Genomic DNA, 12,645 nt, shown 5'->3' on the forward strand with positions numbered 1-12,645 from the left:
TCCGGTTCATTTCCCGTTGAATTTCGTCAATTTCCCGGAAGGGATCCCAGCGAACAAGAGCCATATCTATCCACCTCCTGAGCGGATTTTGGTTAACTTTTGGTTAGCTTCTCTTTAAGCTTTACTCACGAGGCTTTAGCATAGCCTCTGTACATTAGAATAAGCTGTCTAGCTGGCTCAAGATGTCGAGTTTTCCGGAAATCGGTTGGGGTATTTTCTCACCCAAGGAACAGGAGAAAGCTCTCAGGAATCGGTGTGCTTGGGGGGGCGATGGGATCTCGTTTGCAACCACAAACTCAGGCCGGTAGCCACCATCACCAACAGCCCCAATCCGTTTAAGAAGGGGTAAACGGCCTGCAGATCCAGAGGCCCCCATTGCCCTTTGTGGATTTGGATCAGCCAGTAGTAGTCGAAGTTGTCGTTGAGGCGGGCAATTTGATAGAGGGATCCCGTCACCACCGTCACCACCAAGGGCAAGGCCAGGATGGGGGCCAGGGCGCGGTGGATCTGGCGGATGAGTTTTCGATTCAGGGCCATTGGGATTGCTCCAGGGCTAGCGCAACCACCCTGCCATGGTATCAGGGTGGCCCCTTTAGGAACGGCTCCCGAGGACTTCCTCCAGCTTGGGCATTTGCTCGCGCGGGATGACCCGCCCTTCGTCCTCAAAGCCAGGGATCTCGTGGAAGTTGAGGTAGCGGTACAGCTCGCCGGCAAAGGGCTGGATCTTGGTGGCGACGATCTCGCGATATTCCTCAGGAGTAGGGATCCGCCCCAAGAGGGCGCAGGCGGCAGCCAGCTCGGCGGATCCCAGATAGACCCGCGCGTCCTTGCCCATGCGGTTGTTGAAGTTGCGGGTGGAGGTGGACATGACGGTGGCCCCATCTGCCACGCGGGCCTGGTTGCCCATGCACAGGCTGCATCCGGGCATCTCCGTCCTCGCCCCGGCAGCGGCAAAGGTGCCGTACACCCCTTCGGCGCGCAGTTGCGCCTCGTCCATGCGGGTGGGTGGGCAGATCCAAAATTGGCGTACCTTGGCCCGACCTTGCCCTTCCAAAATCTTGGCGGCAGCCCGGTAGTGGCCAATGTTGGTCATGCAGGAGCCAATAAACACCTCGTCAATTTGGATGGGTGTGTCGGGGTTGCCCGCCGCGTGCTGGGCGTGGACTTCGCTTAGGGTCATCACCTTGTCGGGATCGTTGGGGGCACAGACAATGGGCTCGGTGATGGTGCTGAGGTCAATCTCGATCACGGCAGCGTATTCGGCGTCGGGATCCGCCTCCATCAGGGTGGGGTTGGCCAGCCAGGCCTCCATCTTGGCGATGCGCCGCAGCAGGGTTCTCGCATCCTGATAGCCGCGGGCAATCATGTTTTTCAACAGCACCACGTTGGAGCGCAGGTACTCGGCAACCGTCTCGACGCTGAGCTTAATGGTGCAGGCGGCGCAGTTCCGCTCTGCTGAGGCGTCGGTCAACTCAAAGGCTTGCTCCACCTTGAGATGGGGCAGGCCCTCGATCTCCATAATTCGCCCGGCAAAGACGTTTTTCTTGCCCTGCTTCTCGACGGTGAGCAGCCCCCGCTGGATGGCCACGTAGGGGATGGCGTGGACGATGTCCCGCAGGGTGATCCCGGGCTGCAATTCCCCCCGGAAGCGCACCAGCACCGACTCCGGCATATTGAGGGGCATCACCCCCATGGCGGCGGCAAAGGCCACCAACCCCGATCCCGCCGGGAAGGAGATGCCCAAAGGAAAGCGGGTGTGGGAGTCGCCCCCGGTGCCGACGGTATCCGGCAGTAGCATGCGGTTAAGCCAGGAGTGGATGATGCCGTCGCCCGGCCGCAGGACAACGCCCCCCCGCGAGGCAAAGAAGTCGGGCAGCTCTTTGTGGATCTGGATGTCCACCGGCTTGGGGTAGGCGGCGGTGTGGCAGAAGCTCTGCAGCACCAGGTCGGCACTAAACCCCAGGCAGGCCAGCTCCTTCAGCTCGTCGCGGGTCATGGGCCCGGTGGTGTCCTGGGATCCCACCGTGGTAATCAGCGGCTCGCAACTGGTACCTGGGCGCACCCCCGGCAGCCCACAGGCCTTGCCGACAATTTTCTGGGCCAGGGTATAGCCTTTGCCGGTGTCGGCGGGCGGGGTGGGGCGAATGAACAGGGGGGAAGGACCCAGCCCCAGGGCTTGGCGGGTTTTGTCAGTAAGGGCCCGGCCAATCAAGAGGGGAATGCGGCCCCCCGCCCGCACCTCGTCCGCCAGGGTCACAGGCCGCAGGGAGAAGGTGGAGAGGACTTGGCCATCCTCAGAACGGATGACACCTTCGTAGGGGTAGATTGTCACCACCATGCCCGTCTCCAGCCGTGAGACCTCGCACTGGATGGGCAGGGCGCCAGCATCTTCGGCGGTGTTGAAGAAAATGGGCGCGATCGTGCCCCCCAGAATCACCCCGCCGGCCCGCTTGTTGGGCACATAGGGAATGTCGTGGCCAATGTGCCAGAGCAGGGAGTTGAGGGCGGACTTGCGGGAGGATCCCGTGCCCACCACATCCCCCACAAAGGCCACGGGATAGCCGCGGCGCTTCAGCTCAGCAATGGTTGCTATCGCTCCCGGTGCGCGCGCCTCCAGCATGCTCTGGGCGTGCAGAGGGATGTCTGGGCGGGTGGTGGCGTGGGCGGCGGGGGAAAGGTCGTCGGTGTTGATCTCGCCAGCAATTTTGAACACCGTTACGGTGATGGCCTCGGCCAGGGGCGGCCTGGCAGTAAACCACTCCCCGGCGGCCCAGGACTCGATCACCTGCCGCGCATAGGCGTTGCCCGCTTGGCTGAGTTCCAGCACGTCGTGGAAGGCATCGAAAACCAGCAGCGTGTGGCTAAGGGCGCGGGCCGCTGCTGCCGCGATCTCCTGCCGCCTATCCTGCAGCAGCTCTACCAGCACCTGGACGTTATAGCCCCCCAGCATCGTGCCCAAGAGCTCCACCGCCCGCAGGGGGGTAATCAGAGGCGAGCGCACCTCCTCCTTGGCCACAGCCGCCAAAAAGCCCGCTTTCACATAGGCCGCTTCGTCCACCCCCGGCGGTACCCGCTCTGTAAGCAAATGCAACAAAAAAGCTTCCTCACCGGCAGGGGGATCCTTGAGCAGCTCGCACACCTGGCTGGTCTGGGCAGCGTTCAAGGGCAGCGGCGGGATCCCTTGGGCCGCGCGGGCAGCAACATGTTGGCGGTACTCAGCCAGCATGGGGAGGATTCCTTAGGTCACTCGACATGGGTATTCATTCTACCGCCAGGTCGGCAGCAGGAAGGGATCCCATCTCCACCTAAGATAGCTCCGCCAGCAGCTCTTTTTGGTATAGGCCAATACAAGCTTGGATTAACTCGTCCAGCTCCCCTTCCAAAATCGGCTCGAGCAGGAAATTCTGGTTGAGGCGGTGGTCGGTGACGCGGTTGTCCTTGTAGTTGTAGGTGCGAATTTTTTCCGAGCGGGATCCCGTTCCCACCTGCATGCGACGGGCGGAGCTGATGGAGGCCTGTTGCTCCTGCAGCTTCATCTCGTAGAGCTTGGCCCGCAAAATCTGCATCGCCCGCTGGCGGTTTTGCAACTGGGATCGCTCCTCGGTGCAGAAGACGCGGATGCCGGTGGGCTTGTGGAGGAGATCCACCGCCGTTTCCACCTTGTTCACGTTTTGGCCGCCCGCCCCGCCGGAGCGCGCCGTCTTGATCTCGATGTCTTTGGGGTCGATCACCACCTCCACCTCGTCCACCTCCGGCATCACCGCCACCGTGGCCGTCGAGGTGTGGACGCGCCCCTGCGCCTCTGTCACGGGCACCCGCTGCACCCGGTGCACGCCGGCCTCAAACTTTAGCTTGCTATAGACCTGGTCGCCGCGGATTTCCAGGATGGCCTCTTTGTAGCCTCCCATCTCTCCTTCCGAGAGGCTGGCCAGGCGCACCGACCAACCCATCTTCTCGGCGTAGCGGGTGTACATGCGGGCCAAATCTGCTGCCCACAGCGCCGCCTCCTCGCCGCCAGTGCCGGCGCGGATTTCCAACATGATGTTTTTTTCGTCGTTGGGATCCCGGGGCAGCAGCAGCAGGGTCAGCTTTTCCTCCAGTTGTTCTTGGCGGGCGCGCAGTTGCTCCAGTTCTGCCCTGGCCATTGCCTCCAGCTCCGGGTCGTCAGAAGCCACCTCCCGCAGGAGCTCTTCCGTCTGCTTCAGCTCGCGAGTAAGCTTTTGCCACTCATGAAAGGTCTGGACGGTGGCTTCTAGAGAGGAGCGGGCCTTGGCGATCCGCTGCAGCTCAGCAGGATCCGTCGCCACATCGGGATCGGCCAGACGTACCGTCAGCTCCTGAAAGGTGGCTTCAACGTTTTTAAGCTGCTCGATGAGTTGAGCAGAGGCCATAGATCCAGTGTCAGCGAAGACTCACAGCAATGCCCAGCAAGGCAGACCAAGAAACTTGAATTGAGGCTCGGCTACTTAGCTTTCTTGCCACCCATGCCGTACTTGCGCATAAACTTCTCCACGCGCCCTTCGCTGTCGATGATCTTCTGGCTACCGGTGAAAAAGGGATGGTTGCCCGACCAAACATCGACCTTGAGCTCTGGCTTGGTGGATCCCACCGTCATCACCACTTCGCCGTTGCAGATGACTTTGGCTTCGGGATACCACTGCGGGTGGATTCCTTTTTTGGGCATGGCAATCTCCTCCTCTGGCCTGCTCTTATACCCTTGTCTACCAACATCGACCTTGAAAAAGCAATGGCAGGGATCCCTAGCGCTTCGAGTACTGGGGAGCCTTGCGGGCTTTGCGCAGGCCGTATTTCTTCCGTTCCACGGCGCGCGGATCCCGTTTTAGGTAGCCCTCTGTCTTGAGGGGACCCCGGTTGGCTGGATCCACCTCGCAGAGGGCGCGTGCCACCCCCAACTTGATGGCATCGGCCTGGCCGTGAACGCCACCGCCATGGGCCCGCACCAAGATGTCGTAGGAGTTCTCTAGGCCGAGGATCTCCAACGGTGCTTTTACACTGGCCAGCAGCGCCTCCTGGTATTGCAGGTATTGGTCGCCGGGCCTGTCGTTGATGATCAGTTTGCCGGTGCCGGGCACCAGGCGCACGCGGGCAACAGCAGTTTTGCGGCGTCCGGTTCCCCAATAGACGGCTCGTTGGCTACTGGCTACTTGAGTCATACTTTGGCTCCTGGAATCGTGTGGATGGGGTAAACCTGAGGTTGCTGGGCCTCATGGGGGTGGTGGGGCCCGGCGTATACCTTTAGCTTGGTAAATTGCCGCCGGCCCAGGCGGGTGTGGGGCAACATCCCCTTGACTGCTTTCTCCACGACTCGCTCCGGCAGGCGAGCTTGCAGTTGGGCAAAGGTCTCGACTTTCATGCCCCCAGGACGGCCAGAGTGGCGGCGGTAGAGCTTTTGGGTGCGCTTTTTGCCGGTGACCACCACTTTCTCAGCATTGATCACGATCACGTAGTCCCCCGTATCCAGGTGAGGGGTGAAGTTGGGCTTGTGCTTGCCCCGCAGGAGGTTGGCCACAACCACGGCCAAGCGACCCAGGCGCTGGTTGGCAGCGTCCACCAGATACCAGCGAGGGGTTAGAGTTTCGGGGGCGGGAACGGGAGTTGTGTTCATGGCAGCCAAGGATGACATCAACCGCAGGATGAAATGGACAAGAGAACGCCTAGGCCAGGGAGGAAACCCACAAAGCCGCTGACCAATCGGGGGTTTTGGGCAACCCCTTCATGGACAAAGCCCAGAAGGGCGGCGAGTGAGCGAAGCGGCAGCCAAAGGGATCCACAGCATAGCCCACATCCACCAGGCACAGCCCTTGCGGAGGGGCGCTGTAGCGGGTGCGCATCCGGCTCCAGTCGTTGTGTTGCCACAGGTGGACAAATTGTTGCGGGCTAAGCTCGCCGCGGCCCACCACCTCCAGGGATCCCACCAGCAGCCGCATCATCCGGTAGAGAAAGCCGCTGGCCTGCACCTCAATGCTCACCAGATCCCCCAGCCGCTGACAGAGCACCTCCTGCACCTGCACCCGCGAGTGGGGCCGGTCGGATCCCCGCCGGCGGAAGGCTTCCAGGTTGTGCTCACCCAGAAGAGAGTTGAGGGCCTCCGCCATCGGCTCCACCTGCAACGGCCAGCGCACCTGCCAGCTAAAGGGCCGCCAGAACACATCCGGCAGCTCTCGATTGAGGATGAGGTAGCGGTAGCGGCGCGATCTTGCCGAGAAGCGGGCATGCCAAACGTCAGACACCGGCGCCGAGGCCAGCACCACCACATCTTCCGGCAGACAGTCGTTGAGCACCCGTGCCCACTCCGTGGGTGGGATGCCAGAGGTGGTGTCGAAGTGGGCCACCTGGCCAGCAGCATGAACCCCGGTGTCGGTGCGTCCTGCCCCGTAGAGGGTCACCGGGTGCCCGGCCCGCGACGCAATCGCCTCCTCCAGTACCCCTTGTACGGTGCGGTGGCCCGCTTGCCGCTGCCAGCCGCGAAAGCCGCTGCCGAGGTACTGAATTTTCAGGGCAATGCGACGGCTCTGCATGGGGGCCTACACCAACTCGATGACCGCCATTTCTGCCCCGTCGCCCCGCCGACGCACCGTGCGCAGGATGCGGGTGTAGCCCCCAGGCCGATCGCGGTAGCGCTCCGGCGCTTGCTCAAACAGGGAGCGCACCAGCTCCTTGTCGTAGATGTAGGCCAGGGCCTGTCGCCGCGCCGCCAGGGATCCCTCTTTGGCGAGGGTAATCATTTTCTCAGTGGTGGCGCGAATGGCCTTGGCGCGGGCCTTGGTGGTGGTGATCCGCCCTTCCCGCAGCAGGGCCGTGGTCAGCGCCCGCAGCAGGGCCTTGCGCTGGTCGGCGGGCTTGTTGAGGTGGGGGGTACGACGGCGGTGACGCATGGTAACCTCTATCCTAGGCTCTTCGGGGATCCTGACTGAGTTTTGCGGTGACGCCAGCGGCGCGAAGCACCTTGGAGGGTTGTTTGGGTCTCTAGGCTTTGCCCTTTTCGCGGGCGCGGGGCAGCGTTAGGCCAAAGCGATTCTTGAGGGCCTGGATCACCTCTTCAGCAGATTTCTGGCCGAAGTTTTTGATCTCCAGCAGATCCTCCTCGGTGTAGACCAACAGATCGGCCACCGTATTGATTTGAGCGCGCTTCAGGCAGTTGTAGGCGCGTACCGATAGCTGCAGCTCCTCGATGGGGATCTGGTTCTTCTGATTGTCCTCCGCTTGCCGGGGCTCTGGCGGGGTGTCAAAGCTGACCTCCTGCAGCGGCGAGAACAGGCCCACCAAAATGCGGGCCGCCTGGCTGAGGGCCTCCTGGGGGGTGAGGCTGCCGTTGGTCCAGATCTCCAATATTAGACGATCTTTTTCCAGGGATTGGCCGACCCGGGCTGCTTCCACCGTATAGTTCACCTTGCGCACCGGCATGAAGACGGAGTCGATCTGGAGAAAATCAATGGCCATCGATTTTCTATCGGAGTAGTCGACGGCACGGTAGCCGCGTCCGCGGCCAATCATGAACTCCATTTCCAGGATCGCCCCTTCCGCCAAGGTGGCAATGTGGTGGCGGGGGTTGATCACTTCCACTTCGCTGGGCAGTTGCAGCTTCTCGGCGGTCACCTCCCCCGGCCCTTGCGCCACCAAACGGCCCACCTGCGTGTCAGAAGCGTTGGAGCGTAGCACCAGCTCCTTCATGTTGAGCAGGATCTCCATCACGTCTTCCCGCACCCCGGGCACTGTGGAAAACTCGTGGCTGACGCCAGCGATGCGGACAGCGGTTACTGCCGTTCCTTCTAGGTTGGAGAGCAACACCCGCCGCAAGGCGTTGCCCACCGTGATCCCTTGACCGCGCTCCAGTGGCCCCAGGGCAAATTTGCCGTAGTGAACGCCATTGGCTTCCTGATGGGATTCGACGCACTCGGTCTGGTAGGAAGCAGCACTGGAAGTGGCTTTGCTGCCCAGATTGTGGAGGGTTCGGCTGGTTTGTATCATAGAGTAGCCCCGTCCGTCTGGCTCAATATCCGTTTGGAGAACTTGGAAGACTGGAGGTCATGCCTCACATCCTGCAGTGGGGCAAGCCTGTCGCCGACCTGGAGCAGACAGCCGCCAGCGCTCGGCCTGCCCTGGGGATCCCTTTAGACGCGCCGCCGCTTGGGGGGGCGGCAGCCGTTGTGGGGAATGGGAGTGATATCTCGAATCAGGGTGATTTCTAGACCGGTAGCCTGCAGAGCGCGAATTGCCGTCTCCCGACCGGCGCCAGGGCCACTCACCATCACTTCAATCTGGCGCATGCCGTTCTCCATTGCCTGACGTGCTGCGCTCTCTGCTGCCATTTGGGCCGCAAAGGGGGTGCCTTTCTTGGCGCCCTTGAACCCCGTGGAACCTGCGGAGGCCCAAGACACCACGTCGCCATTGGGATCCGTAATGGTGACGATGGTGTTGTTGAAGGTGGACTGAATGTAGGCCACCCCGTTGGGGACATTCTTCTTGACCTTGCGTCCGCGCCGTTGCTGCCGAGCCATGACCTGTGTGTCCTTTAAACAACTGTTTGCATCCCGTTTTGCCGTTTGGAGAGGGTGGGAAACTCTGCCCGCCGACCCAGCCACTACTTCTTGGCGGGAGCTTTCTTCTTGCCGGCCACCGTCTTCCTGACCCCCTTGCGGGTGCGGGCGTTGGTGCGGGTGCGCTGGCCGCGCACAGGCAGGTTCAGACGATGGCGGCGGCCCCGATAGGTGCCGATGTCGATCAGCCGCTTAATGTTCATCGCCTCCTGCCGGCGCAGATCTCCCTCCACCTGGTACTCGCCTTCTACCACTGCCCTCAAGGCGGCCACCTCGGCGTCGGTAAGGTCGCGGGTGCGGGTATCGGGGTTGATGCCGGTCTTCGCCAAAATTTGGCGGGAGCGGGTCAGCCCAATGCCGTAAATGTAGGTAAGGGCGATCTCGACTCGCTTGTCGCGTGGGATGTCAACTCCCGCAATCCGTGCCATGGTTGGTAGTACCTTTCAAACAAACTCAGATAAGCTGGCTCCCCAGGCCTAGACTGGCGGCGTGGAGCTTTGCCCGGAAGATATTGCTGTTGAGGTGAGGAAACCAGAGTCTCTCCTTGCCAAGAGATGGGTCGCCAGGCCCTCCGCGGCGGCAGCAGGGTCGTTTGGCTGGGCTCTCCACCGTTGGCCGCACCCCTCCATCCGCGCCTCTACCCCTGCCGCTGCTTGTGCTTGGGGTTGGAAGGGCAAATCACCATCACCCGGCCATGGCGGCGGATGACTCGGCACTTTTCGCAGATTCGACGGACGGAGGGCCGCACCTTCATGGTTTATCCTGACGAAACCAGCGAATATCCATTCTAAGGTCGCCGCGGCAGACTGTCAAAAATTGTTTGGGTTTTCTGACATGAATCCCCCAGGAAAGGGCGAGGGGGTTGGCTATGCTGGTTGGGCGAAGAAGGAGAGCAGGCGCGGTTGAGGAGCGGAAAAGGCGATGCGCTGGCAATGGCTGGTTGCGGTGATGAGCGGCGTGCTGGCCTTGGGATCCCCCGTGTTGGGGCAAGGGATCCCTTCGCCTGAAACAGGCTCTTCTGCTTCTGTGGGGAGTGTCTCGGCGGACGGGAACGGACTGAGGCCAGAGGGAGATTGGCTTTTGCCATTACCCAGCTCTGCCGATCGCCTCGATGCGGTGCCGGAGCGGGGCTGGCTGGCAGTGGGACTTTTGGAAGCGCAGGCAGTGGCTCTGCTGGATGGGGCGAGCGGGGATCCCTTGTGGCAGGTGGCGGTGGGCTTTGCCCCCAGCGTGGTGCGGGTGGATGCGGCACGGCAGGTGGTCTATGCCTCCGGCCCCAATGCTCCTGGGGTGGTGGCCCTCGATTTGCTAACCGGGGGGCTGATCCGGGCTTACGGGCTACCAGCGGGGGTTTTGGACATGGCCGTGGATCCGGCCAGGGGGCGGGTTTTCGCCTCTATGCCCGCTGCCCAAAGTTTGGCGGTGATCCCCGCTCCAAACGGCCCAGGGGAGGGATCGGAGCAGCCGCAGGCCCGCAACTTGCCGCTGCCAGGACCACCCTTGGCTTTGGCCTATGACCCGGAGAGGGGATCCCTGTTTATCGGCTTAGCCGGGGAGGATCCCCTTAGCCTGCTGGTGGTCAACCCCGACAATGGCGAGCTGTTGGCCCGCTGGCGGGGCGGCAACACTCCAGAAGCGATGGCTCTGGATGCCCAACGGCAGCGCCTAGTGGTGCTCAACTCCGGCAGCCAAGATCTGACGGTGCTGGATCTGGGCCGCAGCGGCGAGGCCCTGCAGCGGATTGGCCTGGATTGGCGACCGACACGGCTGGCCCTTTCCCCCGATGGCCGCTGGGCTTACGTAACCTCCCGCAACAGTGACCGTCTGCAAATCGTAGATCTGGAGGCAGGACGATTGGCCGCCTCGCTGCGGCTGGAGGGGCAGCCAACGGGTTTGGTGAGGCTGGGGGAGCGGGAGCTGTGGGTAGTGGCGGCAGGGATCCCGGCTTTGCGGCGTCTGGTGGATGTGGATCTTCAAGCTCAAGTTGGCGAGGAGGGGACGGAGGAAGTTGCCTCCGCAGGCAACCGCGGCGTGGTGACGGGGCGGGTGCTGGACATTGCCGGCCAGCCTGTCCAGACCGGGGTTTTGCGCCTGGCTGCCACCGCCACGCAGCTCCAGCAGACGGTTCGCATCGCCGCCGACGGCACCTATGTATTGCCGGAGTTGCCGGCGGGGCTGTACCTGGTGGATGTGGAGGTGCCGGGGTTTCCGCCCACCAGCACCCAGGTGGAGGTGCGGGCCGGTTTTGTATCCACCCAAGATATTCGCCTGCCGCCGGGGGAGCCGGCCCGGCAGCCGGAGGGCATCGGCCTTTTGCCGGATGAGCCGGTTTACTCGGATGAGCTGGCCCGCCACCTCAGCCTGGCCCTGAAGGAGTTGCAGCCGCAGCGACCGGTACTGCTCTTGAAGGGGCCTTTGGGGCCGGATCCCCGCTTTGAGCCGCTTCTGGCTCTCGTCCAGGATCTGACGCTCTTGGATCGGGATGAGCGCTATACCGCCGACTTGGACAAGCTGAAGGCCATCGGCAATGCCCTGGGATTGCGCTACATCCTCTTGACCCACCTGCAAATCTCCCGCGATTACAACCGCCAGGGCAGCCCGCTGCTGAATACGGCCTTGCGCTTCCTAGCGCCGGCAATCCCTGTGGAGATCCCCAATTTCACCCCCAACCAGTTGCGCAGCCGCGGGGTAGTGGTGGTGGTGGACCTGCAGCGGGATCGGCCGGGGGATCGGGCTCGCTACTACGAGGCCTATGGGCAGGATGATGTGGGCGGGGAGCCGCTGTTTGAAGATGCGGCGGCGGGCCTGTTTCGGCTGCAGGTGCGCAACATGGTGCCGGTCTTTATCCAACAATGGCAGGCCAACAATCCCTTTGCTGGGTAAGGATCCCTGCAGCAGGATTTTGTCTCTCCAGAACCCACTGCGATTAGCAGATGTCGCCATGCCTCTTTTCTCCCTCACTGCGCTGCGGCGCAAGGTTAGCTTAGGCAGCCTAGGTCTCTGCGGCTGGCTGGCCCTGACTCCAGGAGCGCTGGCCCAGGCGCCGGTCACCCCCATTCCCCACTTCACACCGCTGTTTCCCCATCGAGACCAGGTGGGATCCCAGGCACGGCTGGTGGGGCAGGTAAGCAACAGCCTGGGGCAGCCGGTGGCCGGGGCGCAGGTGCAGTTGGAGGGCTTGGAGAACCCCCATCAGCCCATCCAAACGGACGAGCGGGGGGCGTTTGAGCTCGACCAGGCTCCTGCCGGACGTTGGATGTTGACTGTGTGGCACCCCGACTACGAAACCGTGCAACAGGAGATCCTGCTGCAGGGGGGCCTGACCACCCCTGTGGATGTGGTTTTGCAGGTGCCCATCCGGCCACAGCCCCGGCGTCGCCTCGGCATTTTGGGGGTGGGGGGGCTGGAACATACCCAGCTTTTGGGCCAGCGCCTAGCCATGGAGGCGGTGCGTCTGGGCCTGATCCCCAACAGCGAGAAGGTGGTACCTCTGGACAACCGCCGCCTGCAGCCAATTTTGCGCCAGGTGGGCTGGCCGATCTACGAGCTGTTCGAGTGGGATCGCCGCAAGCCAGAAGCGGTGAGTCAGTTTTTCGATTACCTGGGCCTGGAGGCCATTGTCATTGCCCGCGTCGATGTCCTCACCCGCCCCGCCTCGCCGACGGAGGTGAGCCTGCGCTCCCGCAGCCGCCTGGAGCTGTGGCGATTTGACGAGCAGGGCAACCTCGTGGCGGAGGTTCTGGCGGAAGCCAGCCGCGACCAGGTGGAGCGGGGCAACCTCAACGCTGCCGAGCTAATGCAGCTTTATCAAATCCAAGTCACCCAAATGGCCGCCGAAGTCGGATCCCGCTGGAAAGCCAATCACCCCCTAGCCCCCTACCTCAATTTGGCCCCAGGTGAAGCCCCACCACCCCCCTCGCGACTGGATACTGCCGTGGAGCTGGTCATTCCCACCCCCAGCCCCACTCCTTAGACGCTTTCTGCGGGGCTAGCCCTGCACCTAGGGGAACTGGGGGCTGGCCTAATGCATGCGGCAGGTTAAAGTAGCACTGAGAACGTTGCTGCCGTCTTAGTGGAGACTTCTCCT

General features: G+C 62.5%; 14 protein-coding genes. 2 read left to right on the forward strand and 12 right to left on the reverse strand.

Annotated features, from left to right (window positions below; translation table 11 throughout):
* Positions 1-243: 243 nt before the first annotated feature.
* From NW852_RS04085 to rpmJ, 12 genes are all read right to left on the reverse strand, one after another.
* Entirely contained in the window at positions 244-537 is a 294-nt protein-coding gene (locus tag NW852_RS04085) for a PepSY domain-containing protein (protein ID WP_414365881.1), read from the reverse strand.
* Positions 538-592: 55 nt separating this feature from the next.
* Positions 593-3,226 carry a bifunctional aconitate hydratase 2/2-methylisocitrate dehydratase gene (gene acnB / locus NW852_RS04090; protein ID WP_414372557.1) on the reverse strand — a complete coding sequence of 878 codons (2,634 nt, stop codon included), beginning with the start codon at positions 3,224-3,226 and terminating at the stop codon, positions 593-595.
* 79 nt (positions 3,227-3,305) lie between these two features.
* On the reverse strand, positions 3,306-4,391 hold the full coding sequence (prfA, locus tag NW852_RS04095; RefSeq protein ID WP_414365883.1) for a peptide chain release factor 1: 1,086 nt from the start codon (positions 4,389-4,391) through the stop codon (positions 3,306-3,308).
* Positions 4,392-4,462: 71 nt separating this feature from the next.
* On the reverse strand, positions 4,463-4,684 hold the full coding sequence (rpmE, locus tag NW852_RS04100) for a 50S ribosomal protein L31 (RefSeq protein ID WP_414365884.1): 222 nt from the start codon (positions 4,682-4,684) through the stop codon (positions 4,463-4,465).
* 76 nt (positions 4,685-4,760) lie between these two features.
* Positions 4,761-5,174, reverse strand: coding sequence for a 30S ribosomal protein S9 (rpsI, locus tag NW852_RS04105; protein WP_414372560.1), 414 nt, complete (start codon positions 5,172-5,174; stop codon positions 4,761-4,763).
* On the reverse strand, positions 5,171-5,626 hold the full coding sequence (rplM, locus tag NW852_RS04110) for a 50S ribosomal protein L13 (protein WP_414365886.1): 456 nt from the start codon (positions 5,624-5,626) through the stop codon (positions 5,171-5,173). The genes rpsI and rplM overlap by 4 nt, the downstream gene beginning before the upstream one ends.
* Positions 5,627-5,675: 49 nt before the next feature.
* On the reverse strand, positions 5,676-6,539 hold the full coding sequence (truA, locus tag NW852_RS04115; protein ID WP_414372562.1) for a tRNA pseudouridine(38-40) synthase TruA: 864 nt from the start codon (positions 6,537-6,539) through the stop codon (positions 5,676-5,678).
* Positions 6,540-6,545: 6 nt separating this feature from the next.
* On the reverse strand, positions 6,546-6,896 hold the full coding sequence (gene rplQ, locus NW852_RS04120; protein WP_414365888.1) for a 50S ribosomal protein L17: 351 nt from the start codon (positions 6,894-6,896) through the stop codon (positions 6,546-6,548).
* A 91-nt stretch (positions 6,897-6,987) separates the two neighbouring features.
* The gene (locus NW852_RS04125; RefSeq protein WP_414365889.1) at positions 6,988-7,989 is read right to left on the reverse strand and encodes a DNA-directed RNA polymerase subunit alpha; all 1,002 of its coding nucleotides are present in this window, start codon (positions 7,987-7,989) and stop codon (positions 6,988-6,990) included.
* A gap of 143 nt (positions 7,990-8,132) precedes the next feature.
* Entirely contained in the window at positions 8,133-8,519 is a 387-nt protein-coding gene (gene rpsK / locus NW852_RS04130) for a 30S ribosomal protein S11 (RefSeq protein WP_011430298.1), read from the reverse strand.
* Between the two features lie 83 nt (positions 8,520-8,602).
* The gene (gene rpsM, locus NW852_RS04135) at positions 8,603-8,986 is read right to left on the reverse strand and encodes a 30S ribosomal protein S13 (RefSeq protein ID WP_011430299.1); all 384 of its coding nucleotides are present in this window, start codon (positions 8,984-8,986) and stop codon (positions 8,603-8,605) included.
* Between the two features lie 209 nt (positions 8,987-9,195).
* The gene (gene rpmJ / locus NW852_RS04140) at positions 9,196-9,312 is read right to left on the reverse strand and encodes a 50S ribosomal protein L36 (RefSeq protein ID WP_414365890.1); all 117 of its coding nucleotides are present in this window, start codon (positions 9,310-9,312) and stop codon (positions 9,196-9,198) included.
* Between the two features lie 167 nt (positions 9,313-9,479).
* Between rpmJ and NW852_RS04145 the strand changes: the two genes are divergently transcribed.
* Both NW852_RS04145 and NW852_RS04150 read left to right on the forward strand, forming a co-directional pair.
* Positions 9,480-11,441 (forward strand): carboxypeptidase regulatory-like domain-containing protein, encoded by a 1,962-nt coding sequence (locus NW852_RS04145; RefSeq protein WP_414372565.1) that lies wholly within the window; start codon positions 9,480-9,482, stop codon positions 11,439-11,441.
* Between the two features lie 58 nt (positions 11,442-11,499).
* On the forward strand, positions 11,500-12,531 hold the full coding sequence (locus tag NW852_RS04150; protein WP_414372567.1) for a carboxypeptidase-like regulatory domain-containing protein: 1,032 nt from the start codon (positions 11,500-11,502) through the stop codon (positions 12,529-12,531).
* The last annotated feature ends 114 nt before the right edge of the window (positions 12,532-12,645 follow it).

Origin of the sequence: Synechococcus sp. H60.1, assembly GCF_047462335.1 — a bacterium.
Lineage (GTDB): Bacteria > Cyanobacteriota > Cyanobacteriia > Thermostichales > Thermostichaceae > Thermostichus.